This window comes from Cedecea sp. (genome assembly GCF_036500665.1).
Taxonomy (GTDB): Bacteria; Pseudomonadota; Gammaproteobacteria; order Enterobacterales; family Enterobacteriaceae; genus Cedecea.
This window is the reverse complement of sequence record NZ_DASYBS010000016.1, coordinates 39,545-56,972: the sequence shown is the minus strand read 5'-3', so window position 1 is coordinate 56,972 and position 17,428 is coordinate 39,545. Positions and strand designations below refer to the sequence as shown.

Genomic DNA, 17,428 nt, shown 5'->3' with positions numbered 1-17,428 from the left:
TTCAGTAAGCTCATCGGGATAAGCTCTCTGGCCGCCTACCTACAACTCGAATTATTTAGAGTAAATTAATGAATTATGCCGGTCGAAAAACTCAAGCACGGCAGACAATGCTCTGGCACGCATAGCGTCCTTCTCAAACAGGATCTCGTGATACGCGCCTTCAATAACGTAAGGTGTTTCCCCCTCACAAGGGTGGCCCGCCGCGGCCATAATTTCGCAGAATCGCTGGTGCGCGCGGTTATCAACCACTCGCTCCTCTTCCGCCTGGAGTAAAAAGATCGGCGTGGTGATGGCAGTGGCTCCTGCTAACACCTTTTCTCCGGCGAGGATCCCTTCGCGTACCCAATGGAACGTTGGCCCACCCACCCGCAATGCTGGCTCATCAGCATAAAAACGCAGGCTGCGGCGATACCGCTCTTCACTGTGGGTCAGGACGTTAACGCTAAACGGCAGCGCGCGCCAGCGGCCAGTCCCAATGGCGTATCCTTCCCGAATACGTGGATGCCCTTCGGCCCAGTCAAGAATGTGGCGCACCATCCATTCCGGCCAGCGCAGCGTAATGCCGAACATCGGCGCGCAAAGCGCAACCGCGTCAAAAGCATCAGGTGCTTGCTGTAGCCATAATGCGGCAATAGCGCCGCCCATCGAATGGGCCAGCAGATAGCGTTTACGCCAGTGCCCTGACGCGACTTCCTGCTGATAGAAGCGGTCAAAATCTTCGACATAGTCGCTAAAATTGACGACGTGCCCACGGTGAGAATCCGACAGCATCCGCCCTGAACGGCCCTGCCCGCGGTGGTCAATTATCAGGACATCAAACCCGCTATAAAACAGGTCATAGGCCAGCTCAGCATATTTCACATAGCTTTCAATTCTGCCCGGGCAGACAACAATCACGCGGTCATGCTGGGGCGAACAGAAACGAACGTAGCGAACCGGAACGTCATCCACACCGGTGAACTCGCGCTCTTCCCGCCTGCGCCAGAAGTCCATTAGCGGACCCGTAGCAAAAGCAGCAAATGCGCCTTCCCGTTCTAACCATCCATTTTTATGCTGAGATATAGGGGTCGGCATCAGGTATCTGTGATTTTTTTGTGGCTCATAGCACGCTTATCAACAATAGCGTATTGTGGCATAAAAGTGCGCGTTCAGGGAGTTTCGCATGACCTTCGAGTGGTGGTTTACCTATCTGCTAACCACAATAATTCTTAGCCTTTCCCCCGGGTCCGGAGCCATTAATACTATGACCACCGCCATCAGCCACGGCTACCGCGGCGCAGCGGCCTCGATTACCGGGCTGCAAACCGGGCTGGCGCTGCATATTGTGCTGGTCGGCGTGGGGCTTGGGGCGCTGTTTTCACGCTCGCTGCTGGCCTTTGAAGTGCTGAAGTGGGCGGGTGTCGCCTATCTTATCTGGCTGGGGATCCAGCAATGGAGAGCAGCCGGTGCGCTGGATCTGAACACGCTGGCAACCACCCAACCGCGCAGTAAACTGTTTAAGCGGGCGGTGTTCGTTAACCTGACCAACCCCAAGAGCATCGTGTTTCTCGCCGCCCTGTTCCCGCAGTTTATCGTGCCTCACCAGCCTCAGGCGATGCAGTACGTGGTGCTCGGCGTAACAACGGTGGTGGTGGATATCATCGTGATGATTGGCTATGCGACTCTGGCAAAACGCATCGCCGCCTGGATTAAGGGGCCGCGCCAGATGAAGGCGTTGAACCGGGTCTTCGGCTCGCTGTTTATGCTGGTTGGCGCGCTGCTTGCCGGAGCGCGCCAGGCCTGATTATCGGGAGATGATCAGGTGAATACCAAACCCGGTAAACAAAGCGCCCGCCATACCGTCGATCCATTTGGCGAGGCGCTGGTAGCCGCGGCGCATTTTCGGTAAGGCAAACAGACTCGCCACAATCGTGAACCAGGCGAAAGTTTCAATCGCAATCAGCACAAACAGCCCCCAGCGCTCCGCGCTGCCCACGTCGTCGCCAACAAACAGCGAGAACACGCTGCCGAAGTAGATAATCGCTTTCGGGTTTGCCAGGTTCGTCAGCAGCCCTTTCACAAAGCTCTTCCCGCCGCTCGCCAGCTCAACTTTCGGGGCTTCTTCGCCTTTAGCTTCTTTCTTGAATGCGCCGCGCAGCATCTGATAACCCATCCAGCACAGATACAGGCCACCGCCGACCATAATGATGTTATGCAGCCAGGCCATTTTTTCGAGGATCAGGTGCAGGCCAAGCAGCGCTACGCCCGCCCAAACCATCACGCCAGCGGTAATGCCCATAACGCCCATCATCGCCTCTTTACGAGAGCGGCTTACGGCAGTCTGGGAAACAAAGAAAAAGTCAGGACCGGGGCTCATCAGGGCAACGATGTGCACCAGCGCCACGGTCAGGAATAGCATTAACATAGGGAATAGCTCGCGTGCAGATAATTTGAAGAGTCATTATCCTGCCACTTTTCATCGCGGCAGGCTACTCTTCATCCACACCATCGACATGGTCGCGAATCATCGTCATAAACGGGCGGCCAAAGCGCTCCAACTTGCGCGTGCCCACGCCGTTAATGCCCAGCATTTCACCCGGCGACAGCGGCATTTGTTCGGCCATCTCAATCAGAGTCGCATCGTTAAAGACCACGTAAGGTGGAATGTTTTCTTCGTCCGCGATGGACTTACGCAGTTTCCTGAGCTTGGCAAACAGCTTGCGATCGTAATTGCCGCCAAAGACTTTCTGGCTGGCGCGCGGCTTAATAGCCACGACGCGCGGTACCGCCAGCATTAGCGGCTCTTCGCCACGCAGATAAGGACGCGCCGCTTCCGTAAGCTGGAGGGCCGAGTGTGCGGCAATATTTTGCGTCACCACGCCAAGGTGAATGAGCTGGCGAATCACGCTGACCCAATGCTCGGTGGTGTGCTCGCGGCCTTCACCGTAAATCTTCAGCTTGTCATGGCCGAGGTCGCGAATACGCTGATTATTAGAACCACGCAGCACTTCAACCACGTAGCCCATACCAAAACGCTGGCCGACGCGGTAAATACAGGAAAGCGCTTTTTGAGCATCCATAAGCCCGTCATAACGACGAGGCGGATCGAGGCAGATATCGCAGTTGCCACAAGCCTGCTGGCGACCTTCGCCAAAGTAGTTAAGCAGCACCAGACGGCGGCAGGTTTGCGCTTCAGCAAAAGCGCCCATCGCGTTGAGCTTGTGGCGTTCGATGTCCTGAAGCTGCCCCGGCGCTTTCTCTTCGAGACATTTGCGCAGCCAGGCCATATCCGCCGGATCGTAAAACAGCATCGCTTCAGCAGGCAGGCCATCACGTCCGGCACGGCCGGTTTCCTGATAATAAGATTCGATGTTGCGCGGAATATCGAAGTGGGCGACAAAGCGCACGTTCGGCTTGTTGATGCCCATACCAAACGCGACGGTTGCCACCACAATCTGCAGGTCGTCTCGCTGGAATTTTTCCTGCACTTCCCCGCGTACCTGGTGTTCCAGGCCAGCGTGATAAGCGCCAGCGCTGACGCCCTTGCTTTGCAGACGAGCGGCGATGTCCTCCACTTTTGCCCGGCTGTTGCAGTAAATAATGCCGGATTTGCCGCGCTGCTCCTGAATATAGCGGGTTAGCTGATCGAGCGGCTTAAACTTCTCCATCAGCATGTAGCGAATATTCGGCCGGTCAAAACTGCTGATTTGTATAAACGGATCGTTAAGCCCCAGCAGGCGAACAATATCAAGCCGCGTGGTGTCATCCGCCGTGGCCGTTAATGCCACAAAGGGGACGGCAGGCAGTCGTTCGCGAAGCTGGCCAAGCGCGGCATATTCCGGGCGGAAGTCATGCCCCCACTGCGAAATACAGTGCGCTTCGTCCACCGCAACCATAGAAAGCTGCCAGTTGCTGAGATGGTCGATGAAGTTATCCATCATCAGGCGTTCAGGCGCGATATACAGCAGGCGAATTTGCCCGGTACGACAGCCGGTCATCACTTCCAGCTGCTGTTCGCGGGTCTGGGTCGAGTTAAGACAGGCCGCAGCCACGCCGTTAGCCAGCAGCTGATCGACCTGGTCTTTCATCAGGGAAATCAGCGGAGAGACCACCACCGTCAGGCCGCCGAACACCAGCGCAGGAATTTGATAACACAGCGATTTACCGCCGCCGGTCGGCATCACCACCAGGCAGTCACGCCCCTCCAGCACCGTATCGATGATGGTTTCCTGGCCAGGACGGAACTGTTGGTACCCGAAGGTTTCCTGCAGAACCTGCCTCGCCAGCGACGCCTGATTGATTACTTCCGCCTGTGTCACGCTATCCCCACTACCTAAAATCCAGGCGCCATTTTCAGCGCCTGGAAGAGAAACTGCAATGCTTTAGAAAAGATCGTTTAGCATAACGCCTACGCCAACCCGTGTCTGGTTAAAGTTGTAGTCGATCAGCGATTCGCCGTAACCGCTGTACACCTGGGTATAGAAACGAACGTTTTTCGAGACCGGGTAACTCACTCCAAACTCCGCACCACCGTAACCGCTGTTCCAGTTATATTGCCCCTTCACGCTGAAAATCGCGTCGCCGAGCTCGTATCCAACCTTAAGCTGGTAGTAGCCCATGTATTTGGTGATATCCGGGTTATCCTCAATGCTCCCCACGACATACCAGGGTTTCACCTCTACCTGCCAGTTGCCGTTCTGCGCCATCAGGCGGGTATAGAGGCGGTTCCAGCCGCGGGAAGTGGGGTCGGAACGACCGTTCGAGTCATGGTTATAGCCGAACTCCACGTCCCGCAGCGTCCAGCCGGCAAACGTGGCGTCAGTAGCAAAGCCGAGAAACAGCTGCGGTTCGTAGTTGGTTTCACGGAACGGTGAGGATTCATTGCGATTAGAAAGCTGCCACCAGGATTTCTGAGTATAGGAAGCGCCCAGTACCGAGTTTTCACCAAGAATACCGCGCCAGAGCGGGAACGCCAGGCTCAGCTGAAATTTCACTTCATCTTTACGCGCATTGCTGGCCCAGTCGTAAGAGCTAATCGCCTCTTTATTCAGGTCGCTAGTCCAGGTGTACAACAAGTAGTTTGTGTCGTAAGGGTATAGCGTAAAGGGGTTATCGTGTTCCTGAAGTAGATTGGCGATGATACTGCCGCGTACAGCGGGTTTGTCGTGGATTTTATCGATGGTCGCTTCTTGTGCGAAAGCGCTAAGAGGCAGCATCGCGGCCATCCCCCAGCCCAGAGATTTCAGCATTGGTCCCGTTCTCCATAACAAAAAAGTTTCAAAATATTAAGCACAGATCATTCTACAGCGTTATGCCTTACACCGCGTCCTTACGGTTCCAAAAGTGGAAAGCAACATTTGAGAAGCATAAACTAAACATCCTGTTAACTTACTTCTTTTTTGTTCGAGGAATGAACCATGTCTTCCCCTGTACTGACTACAGAAGCCGCCCTCAAGCTGGTGGGTGAGATCTTCGTGTATCACATGCCTTTTAATCGTGCACTTGGCCTTGAGCTCGAGCGCTATGAGAAAGCATTTGCCCAGCTGAGTTTTAATAATCAGCCAATGATGGTGGGGAACTGGGCACAAAGTATTTTGCATGGCGGCGTTATCGCCTCCGCGCTGGACGTCGCGGCAGGCCTGGTCTGTGTTGGCAGTACGCTGACTCGCCATGACACCATCACGGAAGATGAACTGCGCCAGCGCCTGTCAAAAATGGGTACCATCGATTTACGCGTCGACTATCTGCGTCCGGGCCGTGGAGAGCGTTTCACGGCCAGCAGCAGCCTCTTACGCGCGGGCAATAAAGTTGCCGTAGCTCGCGTGGAGCTGCATAACCAGGATCAGATACATATCGCCAGTGCAACGGCTACCTACATGGTAGGGTGAAAAGGTAAACCCTGTTATTATTTGTTCGCTATTTTTTTGGCTGAGTTTTCTTCATGGATCCGAAACAGACTCGTCAGGGTATTTTGCTTGCCCTAACGGCTTACTTCATCTGGGGCATCGCACCGGTATATTTCAAATTTATTCATTACGTACCGGCAACGGAAATCCTGACCCATCGCGTAATCTGGTCATTCTTTTTTATGCTGGCGCTGATCACCGTCTGCCGCCAGTGGCCGTTGGTGAAACGCGCCTGCCAGAACCGTAAAAAGATCCTCACGCTGGCGCTAAGTGCCGTACTGATTGGCGGTAACTGGCTGCTTTATATCTGGGCGGTCAATAATCACCACATGCTGGAAGCCAGCCTGGGTTACTTCATTAACCCTTTAGTTAACGTCGTGCTGGGAATGCTATTTTTAGCCGAACGCTTCCGCCGCATGCAGTGGCTTGCCGTGCTGCTGGCTACCTGTGGCGTGCTGGTGCAGCTGTGGACCTTTGGTTCGTTGCCTGTCATCGGTCTGGGCCTGGCCTTCAGCTTTGCTTTCTATGGCCTGCTTCGCAAGAAAATTGCCGTAGATGCACAAACCGGAATGCTGTTTGAAACGCTGTGGCTGCTGCCGATTGCGGGAATTTATCTGTTTGGCATCGCTGACAGTACGACCAGCCATATGGGGCTGAACCCGTGGTCGCTGAACCTGATGCTTATCGCCGCTGGCATTATCACCACCGTGCCGCTGCTGTGCTTTACGGCCGCCGCGACGCGCCTGCGCCTTTCAACGCTCGGTTTCTTCCAGTACCTGGGGCCAACGCTGATGTTCCTGCTGGCTGTCACGCTCTACGACGAAGTGGTGACTGAAGATAAGCTGATCACTTTTGGCTTCATCTGGGCAGCCCTGGCGCTGTTTATCGCCGATGCGATTTATACTCAGCGGCGCACAAAAATGAAGTCACTGAAACAGAAGTGAAAAAGGAGCCGAAAGGCTCCTTTTTTCTTACAACCAGTTTTTGCGCTTAAAGTAGAGATAAGGCGCCAGACCGGCGAGCATCATAAAGATAATCGCGCCAGGATAGCCGAAGCTCCACTTCAGCTCCGGCATAAACTCGAAGTTCATCCCGTAGCTGGATGCTACAAGCGTAGGCGGCAGGAAGACAACCGAAACCACCGAGAAGATCTTGATGATGCGGTTCTGCTCGATGTTGATAAAGCCCATCGCCGCTTGCATCAGGAAGTTAACCTTCTGGAACAGCGATTCATTGTGCGGGAGCAGGGATTCGATATCTCGCAGGATCTCACGGGCCTGTTCCAGCTGGCTGCCTGGCAAACGCGCCTTACGTACCAGGAAGTTCAGTGCGCGCTGGGTATCCATCAGGCACAGGCGAACCTTCCAGCCGATATCTTCCAGCTCCGCCAGCGTTGAGAGCGCGGCGTCGTATTCATCGCCCTGGTGCCCTTCCATGATCACACGGCTTAGCTGCTCCAGGTCGCTGTAGATATTTTCAATTTCATCCGCCAGCTGTTCGATTTTGGTTTCAAACAAATCAAGCAGCAGTTCCCACGCGTTGCCGTCCACCATCGACTGGTTACGGGCGCGCATGCGGTAAAGACGAAACGCAGGTAGCTCACGTTCGCGCAGCGTATACAGCCGGCCTTCGCGAATCGTAAACGCAACCGTGCTGTTGCCCGCGTGATCGTCCGCATCTTCAAAGAAGAAAAAGGAGTGGATATGAAGACCATCTTCATCCTCGAAGAAACGCGCGGAGGCTTCGATATCTTCCAGCTCTGGTCGGGTTGCCAGGCTTTGGCCAAGTTCCGTTTGCACACGCTCTCGCTCGCTCTCTTCTGGCTCGACCAGATCCACCCACACCGAGTTGGCCAGGGTATCTGTCTCGTCCAGCTCAAGGCGGGCAAGGCGATTATTTTCCAGTTGAAATGCGCTCAGCATGACCGGGACTCCCAATGCAAAAAAAGATCAGGGACAATTCGGTTGGCACACAGACAGAAACAATAGAGGTTTCAGACCATTAAACAGTCTGACTCAAGGGGCGACGGAATGAAAATACACGAGGTCGCTGACAACCACGAAGGCTATCAGCATCAGAGGATAGCCTTAGAAGTTGTACCTGGATGACAGGTTATTGAGCCAGTATCTACTGGGTGTGTCCAAGGCGAGTGTCCTCTTAGCGTAATCGTGCGCGCATGTTACGCCACCACCAATATGGCGTCAACACGCAACGGAACACGGCCGAACAAGTTCATGCCAGTGACATATTAAAGATAGCGCACACACATAAAATTGCTATTACTTTCTGTAGGTTACACCGTTTCCAGACGCGCGTAAGCGGCAACCAGCCACTTGATTCCCTGGCCCTGAAACGCCACCTGCAGGCGGCTGTGCTCCCCGCTGCCTTCAAGGTTCACAATGGTCCCTTCGCCAAACTTAGGATGGCGCACACGCTGCCCAAGGCTAAAGCCAGAATCGTTCTGCGCAATAGGTGTGCCCATACGCTGATGGCTTACCGGGCGGCTGATGCTTGCGCGCAGGCGCACTTCTTCGACGCAGTTCTCCGGCAGTTCGCCGATAAAGCGTGAAGGGCGATGGTAGGCTTCTTTACCGTACAGACGCCGCGTTTCCGCATAGGTCAGCGTCAGCTTCTGCATCGCACGGGTCACGCCGACATAGGCCAGGCGACGCTCTTCTTCAAGGCGTCCCCCTTCATCGAGGGACATCTGGCTCGGGAACATGCCCTCTTCCATTCCCACGATAAACACCTGCGGGAATTCGAGGCCTTTTGCCGAGTGGAGAGTCATTAACTGCACCGCATCCTGCCAGGTATCCGCCTGTCCTTCGCCCGCTTCCAGCGCGGCATGAGAGAGAAACGCCTGCAGCGGCATCAGGTCTTCGTCTTCATCGTTGTAACTGAACTGGCGCGTTGCCGTCACCAGTTCCTCTAAGTTCTCAATACGAGTCTGGCCTTTCTCGCCTTTTTCCTGCTCATACATCATGAACAGGCCGGAATCTTTAATCACCCGGTCGGTCTGGACATGCAGCGGCATATCCGCCGTTTCATGGGCGAGCGCATCAATAAGCTCCATAAAACGCTGCAGGGCCGAAGCCGCACGACCGGCCAGCACTTTTTCCTGCAGCAGCAAGCGGCAAGATTGCCATAGCGTTAATTGCTGGTCGCGAGCGGTCTGGCGCACTACGTCGAGCGTGCGATCGCCGATGCCGCGAGTTGGCGTATTCACCACGCGCTCAAAGGCCGCATCGTCGTTGCGGTTGGCCATCAGGCGCAGATAGGAGAGCGCATCTTTGATTTCCTGACGTTCGAAGAAGCGCATCCCGCCGTAGATACGGTAAGGCATGCTTCCCTGCAGCAGCGCTTCTTCCAACACGCGTGACTGGGCGTTACTGCGGTACAGAATAGCGCACTGCTCCAGCGCACCGCCGTTTTCCTGCCAGGTTTTAATGCGGTTGACCACGAAGCGGGCTTCGTCCAGCTCGTTGAACGCACAATAGATTGAGATAGGCTCGCCGTCGCTGCCGTCAGTCCACAGCTCTTTGCCGAGTCGGCCGGAGTTATTGGCGATCAGGGCGTTGGCGGCATTCAGGATATTGTTCGTCGAGCGGTAGTTTTGCTCCAGACGGATAGTCTGCGCGCCAGGGAAGTCATTCAGGAAGCGCTGGATATTTTCCACCTGAGCACCACGCCAGCCGTAGATCGACTGGTCATCATCGCCCACGATCATCACTTTGCCGGTATCTCCGGCCAGCAGGCGGATCCACGCGTACTGGATGCTGTTGGTATCCTGGAATTCGTCCACCAGGATATTGGTGAAGCGTTCACGGTAATGATTCAGGATGTGCGGCTTGTTCAGCCACAGCTCGTGTGCGCGCAGCAGCAGCTCGGCAAAGTCCACCAGCCCGGCGCGGTCACAGGCTTCCTGATAGGCCTGGTAAACCTTCTGCCAGGTTTGTTCCACCGGGTTGCCGTAGCTTTCTACGTGGTGCGGGCGCAGTCCTTCGTCTTTTTTGCCGTTGATGTACCACATCGCCTGGCGCGGTGGCCACTGTTTCTCGTCCAGGTTCATGGCTTTAATCAGGCGCTTAAGCAGCCGAAGCTGATCTTCGCTGTCGAGGATCTGGAAGTCCTGCGGCAGGTTTGCGTCCATGTGGTGAGCGCGCAGCAAACGGTGAGCCAGACCGTGGAAGGTACCCACCCACATGCCACCCTGGCTGGTGCCCATCAGCTGGCCAATACGGTGGCGCATTTCCGCCGCCGCTTTGTTGGTAAAGGTCACCGCCATAATGGAGTACGGCGAGCAGTTTTCTACCGTCATCAACCACGCGATACGGTGCACAAGCACGCGCGTCTTACCACTGCCCGCCCCGGCCAGCACCAGCATGTTGCTGCGCGTGGCGGCAACCGCTTCGCGCTGTTTATCGTTGAGGCTGTCGAGCAGGTAAGAAACGTCCATTGGCACCGCCGAAAAAGAGAAAGAGTTGGCTCAGCCAACCACTGGTGATTTGTACAGAGTTACTGTTGATTATATCAGCGCGGTCAGGGATGCCAACCGCGAAATTTCCAGATGTGGTAGCAAACGGCTGTCATCGATTCGCATCAGGTCGCCTTCGCGCAGGTTAATCCAGCAGGCCTGCATACCGCAGCGCAGCGCACCTGCTACGTCAGTAGTCAGGTCATCACCTACGTGCAGGATTTGCTCCAGCGGAACGCCTAAGCGCTGGGCGGCGGTATGGTACATATCGCTGAAGGGTTTCGCCCGACCATCCGGCCCGGCGCGAAGGATAAATTCAAAGTAGTTATCCAGCCCAAACAGGTGCGGCTCTGCATTGCCGTTGGTTATCGCTACCAGCGGCCATTTCTTCGCAAGCTTTGCCAGCGTGTCGTGCGTTTCCTGCGGCACGTCGATGCGGCTGCGCCACTGAGCAAAGTTTTCCATGGCGGCTGCCGCGCCGGAAAAAGCGTCTTCCGGGCTAAGTCCTGCATCCAGCATCATCTGCTCGACGGCACGTCTGCGCCACTCGGTGACATCATGATAGATATCCGGCTCGCTCAGGCGCAGCGCCTCGCGGCTGCGGTGGAAGTCCAGTGCAGTGAAAGCGCTAAGCTTCGGATGGTAGCTCTGCACAAAGGCCAGAGACTCCTGAGTAGTACGCAGAATCACCGGATGGTTATCATAAAGCGTATCGTCGAGATCGAAGGTCAGAGCGGCAATTTGCCCGAGCGGGCGGTAAAAATGCATTACGATTTCCCCCGTTTGGCGCGTGGATGCGCGGCATCATACACCGAGGCTAAATGTTGAAAGTCGAGATGGGTATAGATTTGCGTGGTGGAAAGATTGGCGTGCCCGAGCAGTTCCTGAACGGCACGCAAATCGCCACTAGACTCCAGCATGTGCGTGGCAAAAGAGTGGCGCAGTTTATGCGGATGTACGTGGCTGCTTAGCCCCTGCTTAATACCCCATTCGCCAAACCGCTTTTGCACGTTGCGGGCAGAGATTCGCTTTCCCGTCTTTGCCAGAAATAACGCATCGTCGTCAGGGCCAAACAGCTCGCGCAGATCCAGCCAGTGTTCAACCCAGGTGACTGCACTTCGGCCAACGGGCACGCGGCGCTCTTTGCTGCCTTTCCCCATCACCCATACTTCGCCGGTGGCGAGATCAATATGGCCGCAGTTCATGTTCACCAATTCGGAAAGACGTAGCCCTGCGCCGTACATCACTTCAAGCATCGCACGGTCGCGCACCGCCAGCGGATCGTTGAGATCGATATCCAGCAGATGATTAACGTCATCCACTTCAATGTTCTTCGGCAGATGCCGCCCGGCTTTTGGCGTTGTGATGCCTTTTGCCGGGTTAGCCTTCAGCTCGCCCTGGCTGACCATCCAGTCAAAAAAGCTGCGTAATGCGGATAGCCTCAGCGCGAGGCTGGATGCCTGCAGACCGGCTCTACGGCTGCGTACGGCCAACGAACGCACCGTCGCGGCGTCGCACCCTGGCCAGCTTTGCAGCTTCATTTCTTCGCCAAGGTGAATTATCGCCGTAAGCTGGCGCCGGTAGTTAAGCAGGGTAAGCGGGCTGAGCTGGCGCTCGACCTTCAGGTAACGCAGAAAACCATCAACGGCAGGCTGCAGCGGAGAGGCCGTCATGCCCGTTCAACCCAGCGCTCCAGCAGGTCAGGCAGCATCAGCGCCAGCTCGTGCAACAGCTGAGTCCCCTGCCCCTGTTGATAGTGTTGTGGGTCGCGGCTGCTGAACAGCAGGACGCCAAGATCGCCGTCGCTGCCCATCAGCGACATAGCAACAGACCCAATCGCTTTCGCCTGCGGCAAAACCAGAAGAAGCTCCGGGCCATTAAGGGGGCCAAGATAGTGCTGGCTTTCACCCAGACGCTGAATACGCAGCGGCTCAAAAGCCTGACGGTTCAGCGCAAGATGGGTAAAGTCCGAAGGAGCGCCGATGCGCCAGCGGTCAGCAAAAAGACGGACATTCGCACCCGCTAACCCAATCTCCCGCGCCCAGCGATGCAGCCGGTTCAGCATCTCTTGCAGGCTGGAGGCCGAGGCCAGTCGCCCCTGAAGTTTCAGCAGACGATAGAACAGGCCTTCGTTGGCGCTTGCCTGCTCCATCAACAGCGTCATGTTCTCTTCAAGGTGGTTGATATGGTTACGGCTCCTGGCCATATGCCATTCCACCAGCGAAACGGTGCCGCGCACCGGGTGAGGAACCTGCATGCTCTCCACCTGGTGGGCATTGCGAATAAAGAAGTCGGGGTTGCGCTGTAAGTATTCGGCAACCGCGAGATCGTTAAGCTCAAGAAGGGCTTCTTGCTGTTCCTCGGCATTCTTCATAGATGTATAAATCCATCATAGACGTGGGCCGCCGGGCCGGTCATGTACAGCGGAGAACCCGGCCCTTTCCAGGCGATATCAAGGCGGCCGCCAGGCAGTTCAACACGTACCTGTTCCGCCAGTAATCCTTGCAGGATGCCAACCGCTACTGCACCACAGGCACCGCTGCCACAGGCCTGGGTTTCACCCGCGCCGCGTTCATAAACGCGCAGTCGAATGTGTTCGCGGCTCACCACCTGCATAAAGCCAATGTTGGCACGTTCCGGGAAGCGCTCATGGCTTTCCATTACCGGCCCCAACGTTTCTACCGCTGCGGTTTCGATATCATCGACCTGAATCACGCAGTGAGGGTTCCCCATTGAGACAACGCCGCACATAATGGTTTGTTCGGCGGCACGCATAATATAGGTCTTTTCTGCTTTGTTTGCCCGAAACGGCACCTGAGAAGGTTCGAAGTTAGGCTCGCCCATATTGACGCGTACCGTCTCATCTTCCGTCACGCTAAGCACCATACGGCCATTAGCGGTGCTGACGCGAATTTCACGTTTATTCGTTAACCCCTTGAGGCGTACAAAACGGGCAAAACAGCGTGCGCCGTTGCCACACTGGGAGACTTCACTGCCGTCAGCATTAAAGATCCGGTAGTGAAAGTCGAGATCGGGATCGTACGGCGGCTCGACGATCAGTAGCTGATCGAAGCCAACGCCGAGATGGCGATCCGCCAGCCGTCGGATCAGTTCCGGAGAGAAATAAACATTCTGCGTCACCGCGTCGACGACCATAAAGTCATTACCAAGGCCATGCATTTTAGAGAACTGCATCTTCTGCTCCATTAGCGCGGTTACAAAGCACGGTTTAGCTAGTAAATAACCTGAGTCGGTGCGTCATCAATACCGCGGCTGTTGCGGGCTGGCGTCGACTGGATGGATTGTTCCGGGGTTGCGCTATGCGTTGTTGGGGTCGCTTTCTTATCGGCCGGCGGGAAATAAAGGGGCCCCTTCAGGCCGCAGCCGGTAAGGCTTACAAGCGTCAGTGCCAGAGCAAGAGGGCAGAAAATCTTCTTCATTATGAGGTTGCCTGTGATTCACTATTCTGCCGTCTATCATCGCAGGTGAACCCTGAAAAGCAATACTCTTCGTTATTCATACCGCTGAAAATCGCCTCTCCGTAAACCAGGCAAGAAAATAATCTCTGGTTTACGCTACTTATGGGGCATCCGTTCGGAAAATGCCGATCGCCGCCTCATCACTGCTCGTATCTGACGCTTGTTGTCTTTCATAAGGTGACGCAGATGAAACGGATTGGCATTACGGGTCTTGAACGTGAAGCAATGCAGAATTTAATAGAACAGGCCGCGCCAGGCAGATTTACCACCCAGCTGGTCAGCGACATGGATGCGGCAAACTACGTTAAGCGCGGTGAACTGCATTACACCATTGGCGCATTTCACTCCGGCATTGGCCCCGCTCTGGCCATTGCGGTCGCCGTTCTGGGCCCGGAAAAATGCTGTACCGTAGCCAGCCCCGGCTCACCAGCCAGAGAAGAGCAAATCGCCCGCTGGGTACGGGATGGAAAAGTTGCCTTCGGCATTGCCATCGAAAATGCATCACATGCGATTCCTCTGCTGGTGCACTACCTTGATGACGCCTGAGCCATAGTTTCTAATTCACGACGATGCTTTTATACTGCCCTGAAATCCCAACAGGAAGCAGACATGAACGACAGCGAATTTCACCTTTTAGCCGATAACCTGTGGCGTACCATTGAAGAGCGCCTGGATGACTGGGACGGCGATAGCGACATTGATTGTGAAATCAACGGCGGCGTGCTGACCATCAGCTTTGAAAACGGCAGCAAAATTATCATTAACCGCCAGGAGCCTCTGCACCAGGTGTGGCTGGCAACAAAAAGCGGCGGCTATCATTTCAATCTGAAGGGCGGCGAATGGATTTGCGATCGTAGCGGTGCGGAGTTCTGGCAGCTGCTGGAAGAAGCCAGCTCACAGCAGGCGGGTGAAGCGGTGAGCTTTCGCTGATTACTGTTGATACTGCTGCAGCAGCGGCGCTGAGTTATCGTCCGGATTAGCCGGCGCGGCTGTTGCCATTGACTGGGTGCGGAACGGAATGACCTGCATCCGGCCATCAACCTTCACTATCTGGTAGAACTGCGGCAGATTAAAGTTAATGAAGCTTGAGCCGTAGGTAAAGCGATCGTGGGACGAAGAGTAGAATCGGCTAACGTCGCGTACCAGCTCCTCTTTACTGCCCTCGCAATGGTGGTAAACCTCGGCGCGGTTGCTTTCATCCAGAATATAGATGTTGAAGCCCTGGTCTTCGCTGGCCTCTTCAAAGAAGAACTGAATAATCCCTTCGCTGGCAAAGCCATCCACCACCGCCGGCAGTTGAACCTGATTCGTGCCAACCTGCACTGACAGGCCGTGCAGTTTGTTGTGTGAAATAGCGCCATAAAACTCGACGGCATTTTCCAGCTTCTGCACGGAGACATTTAGACGTTCAAAGAACAGACCCCAGGTCTGGCCGGAAACCCGCACCGCTTTAAAGCGGCCAGGTTCCTGACGCGTGCTGGAAAGGCGGAATTCGATGCATTCAGACACCAGCTGCTGCACACGAGTACGGATCAGGCCGCGCAGGTGCTGGCTATAGCAGAAGACCTCGACACTATCCGGTGGCGCGGCATCCTGGTGCATTTTACCGAGAATGGTTTTTAACGCTTCGATCATCGCCTGCTCGCCGTTGAAGTGCAGGGTACGCACCTCATTCCACGAGTTGCGGTACAGCAGGTCAACGCTGCCAATCAGGCACTGCTGCTGTTCGCCGAAGCTGAACACGTCCAGCTTACGGAAGTCGAAGTGTACCACCTGATTGCGGAAGGCCGCCGTCGGGTCGTACTCAAGGTTGACGATAATCGCCAGGTGGCGAATCTCGCACGGGCTGTACAGCGCTTTCGGCGTCGGGGCCGGGAGACGCAGCGGGAAGTGATGGGAAACATCCGCCACCATTTCCTGCAGCTTAGGTAAGTCACAAATACCGTTGCCCTTAATAAACAGGCGGGTACGCGAGGTCAGCAGGCCGTTAAAGTAGGCCCATGCCACCAGCTTATTAAGATAACGGTTATATTCCAGCGGTTGATGGCTGACGATGGAGTCCATGTTTGGCGCACGGTTGTAGATATACCAGCCGGAACGGTTGGCTCGGCCAAGCGGCACATGGATAAAGGTCAGATTCGGTTCAGAGAGATCTGGCGAAATTTGCGGGTTAACCAGCGTGACTTTACCCGGCAGCGCTTCAAACGCAGCATACAGCTTACGCGTTAACACGCCGATATCCTGCGGGCTGGCAGAAACGCTCAGGTTATTGCGGCGCGCAAAACGAATCAGGTTACGGTAGCTCTGCATCATCGCGTCGAGCAGCTCGTTATGTGCTTCACGTACCTGGTCGATTTTCCAGTTAGCCCGGTTGTCCAGCATCGCGAGACGGACATCGTCCCAGCCCCAGCTTTTCACCAGCTGGCTCAACACTTCACGGCGCCAGCCAACGCAGGCGCGTTCCCGCGAGAGTTTTTCGCAAACCTTCAGGTAGAAGCAGCGGCGAACCAGGTCCAGACGCGCATGATCTTCAATTTGCGTCAGGTACTCGGTCACGCGCTCCAGCATCATGCAGTACGGGTCAAGACCAAAGGAGACTATCTCGCCGTCGTGCAGGCGCTGTTTGATATCTTTCGCCAGCAGGCGGGTATTCGGATATTCCCAGGAATAGGCTTCCAGCAGCAGCGTTTTCAACACTGCCTTGTAGGGAGAATCGATGCTTTTATACAGCTGCCACAGGCTGGCGCCAAAGTACTCTTCGGCAGACAGCGAGCTTAAACCACCGAGATCGAGCCACTCGTTTGGCGTCAGCACGCCCTGGGCGTAAAGGGTCATTACGTAATCGTCGTAATGCTCTTCTTCATCACCGGGCACCATGTTCCATAGAATGCGCTTCCCGGCCAGGCGTACAGCCGTACGGTAAAACTCGTCCAGCAACAGGATATGCTGCGTGGAACCACAGTCTTCACCGCCCAGGCTGCCGCTTTCGTTATGGCGGAAGCGGTTTTCGTCAATCAGGAAGAAGCTAACCTCAACGCCAAGGGACGCCGCCCAGCTCTCCAGCAGGCTGCATTTACGCTGCAACAGCTGGCGCTCGTCGTTGTCGAGCCATGACTGGTGGCAAACCCAGATATCAAGGTCAGAAGAGCAACTTTGCCCCACCGAGGAGGTGCTGCCCATGGAATAGAGGCCGGTTATCGGCAGTTCGCCCGCTGGCGTCTCCTGAGGCGGCATGCCGCGCTGCAGTTCGAGCTCGTCCAGGTAGTGGCGTTGGGTTTCATCAGGCGTGTAGATGCAAATGCCACAGGGAACGTTACCGTCAAGGTAACCCGGCATCAGCGGGTGATGATAATGTAATAACGTTGGCAGTAGACTGTAGACCTGTTGGAAGGCAGGCCCCATAGCAGCAAGCGCGCGATCTACGCGCAGTTGATTGATGGCATCCAGTCTCTGTTTAAGTGTCTCAATATAGAGGTACAAGACGTATCGCCTGATGGTTTCAGTATTACGAAAAAACCCGTTTCCTGGTTGTTGTCCCCATTATTATAAACGATCGGGACAGCAATTGCTGGAAACGTGATCAATTTAAC

Annotated in this window: 18 protein-coding genes; 5 read left to right on the top strand and 13 right to left on the bottom strand. The window is 55.3% G+C overall.

Annotated elements, in window-relative coordinates:
* Positions 1-51 precede the first annotated feature (51 nt).
* Positions 52-1,074 (bottom strand): lysophospholipase L2, encoded by a 1,023-nt coding sequence (pldB, locus tag VGM55_RS02630; RefSeq protein WP_331634493.1) that lies wholly within the window; start codon positions 1,072-1,074, stop codon positions 52-54.
* A gap of 88 nt (positions 1,075-1,162) precedes the next feature.
* Here pldB and rhtB point away from each other — a divergent pair, with 88 nt between their 5' ends.
* Positions 1,163-1,783 carry a homoserine/homoserine lactone efflux protein gene (gene rhtB, locus VGM55_RS02625; protein WP_008455495.1) on the top strand — a complete coding sequence of 207 codons (621 nt, stop codon included), beginning with the start codon at positions 1,163-1,165 and terminating at the stop codon, positions 1,781-1,783.
* Here the strand turns inward: rhtB and rhtC are convergent, their stop codons facing one another.
* From rhtC to pldA, 3 genes are all read right to left on the bottom strand, one after another.
* Positions 1,784-2,404, bottom strand: coding sequence for a threonine export protein RhtC (gene rhtC, locus VGM55_RS02620; RefSeq protein WP_154189458.1), 621 nt, complete (start codon positions 2,402-2,404; stop codon positions 1,784-1,786).
* A 64-nt stretch (positions 2,405-2,468) separates the two neighbouring features.
* Positions 2,469-4,298, bottom strand: coding sequence for an ATP-dependent DNA helicase RecQ (gene recQ, locus VGM55_RS02615; protein ID WP_331634492.1), 1,830 nt, complete (start codon positions 4,296-4,298; stop codon positions 2,469-2,471).
* Between the two features lie 63 nt (positions 4,299-4,361).
* A complete protein-coding gene (gene pldA, locus VGM55_RS02610) occupies positions 4,362-5,228 on the bottom strand; it encodes a phospholipase A (protein WP_154189457.1) in 867 nt (288 codons plus the stop codon).
* 168 nt (positions 5,229-5,396) lie between these two features.
* Here pldA and yigI point away from each other — a divergent pair, with 168 nt between their 5' ends.
* Positions 5,397-5,867 (top strand): acyl-CoA thioesterase YigI, encoded by a 471-nt coding sequence (gene yigI, locus VGM55_RS02605; RefSeq protein ID WP_331634491.1) that lies wholly within the window; start codon positions 5,397-5,399, stop codon positions 5,865-5,867.
* Between the two features lie 53 nt (positions 5,868-5,920).
* Positions 5,921-6,829, top strand: coding sequence for an EamA family transporter RarD (rarD, locus tag VGM55_RS02600; protein WP_154189455.1), 909 nt, complete (start codon positions 5,921-5,923; stop codon positions 6,827-6,829).
* A gap of 27 nt (positions 6,830-6,856) precedes the next feature.
* Here the strand turns inward: rarD and corA are convergent, their stop codons facing one another.
* From corA to lptM, 8 genes are all read right to left on the bottom strand, one after another.
* Complete coding sequence (gene corA / locus VGM55_RS02595) at positions 6,857-7,807, bottom strand: magnesium/cobalt transporter CorA (RefSeq protein WP_038476870.1); 951 nt, start codon at positions 7,805-7,807, stop codon at positions 6,857-6,859.
* 165 nt (positions 7,808-7,972) lie between these two features.
* Positions 7,973-8,029, bottom strand: coding sequence for a YsgD/CorL family protein (gene ysgD / locus VGM55_RS02590; protein ID WP_331634509.1), 57 nt, complete (start codon positions 8,027-8,029; stop codon positions 7,973-7,975).
* A gap of 149 nt (positions 8,030-8,178) precedes the next feature.
* A complete protein-coding gene (gene uvrD, locus VGM55_RS02585; protein ID WP_331634490.1) occupies positions 8,179-10,341 on the bottom strand; it encodes a DNA helicase II in 2,163 nt (720 codons plus the stop codon).
* Between the two features lie 69 nt (positions 10,342-10,410).
* A complete protein-coding gene (yigB, locus tag VGM55_RS02580; RefSeq protein WP_154189453.1) occupies positions 10,411-11,127 on the bottom strand; it encodes a 5-amino-6-(5-phospho-D-ribitylamino)uracil phosphatase YigB in 717 nt (238 codons plus the stop codon).
* Positions 11,127-12,032 carry a tyrosine recombinase XerC gene (gene xerC / locus VGM55_RS02575; protein ID WP_331634488.1) on the bottom strand — a complete coding sequence of 302 codons (906 nt, stop codon included), beginning with the start codon at positions 12,030-12,032 and terminating at the stop codon, positions 11,127-11,129. The genes yigB and xerC overlap by 1 nt, the downstream gene beginning before the upstream one ends.
* Positions 12,029-12,733 (bottom strand): DUF484 domain-containing protein, encoded by a 705-nt coding sequence (locus VGM55_RS02570; RefSeq protein WP_331634487.1) that lies wholly within the window; start codon positions 12,731-12,733, stop codon positions 12,029-12,031. The genes xerC and VGM55_RS02570 overlap by 4 nt, the downstream gene beginning before the upstream one ends.
* On the bottom strand, positions 12,730-13,554 hold the full coding sequence (gene dapF, locus VGM55_RS02565; RefSeq protein ID WP_154189450.1) for a diaminopimelate epimerase: 825 nt from the start codon (positions 13,552-13,554) through the stop codon (positions 12,730-12,732). Before dapF ends, VGM55_RS02570 begins: the two co-directional genes overlap by 4 nt.
* A 38-nt stretch (positions 13,555-13,592) precedes the next feature.
* Entirely contained in the window at positions 13,593-13,799 is a 207-nt protein-coding gene (gene lptM / locus VGM55_RS02560) for an LPS translocon maturation chaperone LptM (RefSeq protein WP_154189449.1), read from the bottom strand.
* Between the two features lie 225 nt (positions 13,800-14,024).
* Here lptM and VGM55_RS02555 point away from each other — a divergent pair, with 225 nt between their 5' ends.
* Both VGM55_RS02555 and cyaY read left to right on the top strand, forming a co-directional pair.
* On the top strand, positions 14,025-14,384 hold the full coding sequence (locus VGM55_RS02555) for a DUF2620 family protein (protein ID WP_154189448.1): 360 nt from the start codon (positions 14,025-14,027) through the stop codon (positions 14,382-14,384).
* Between the two features lie 63 nt (positions 14,385-14,447).
* Positions 14,448-14,768: an iron donor protein CyaY gene (cyaY, locus tag VGM55_RS02550; protein ID WP_154189447.1), complete on the top strand. Its 321-nt coding sequence runs from the start codon at positions 14,448-14,450 to the stop codon at positions 14,766-14,768.
* Here the strand turns inward: cyaY and cyaA are convergent, their stop codons facing one another.
* Positions 14,769-17,318 (bottom strand): class I adenylate cyclase, encoded by a 2,550-nt coding sequence (gene cyaA, locus VGM55_RS02545; RefSeq protein ID WP_331634486.1) that lies wholly within the window; start codon positions 17,316-17,318, stop codon positions 14,769-14,771.
* Positions 17,319-17,428 lie beyond the last annotated feature (110 nt).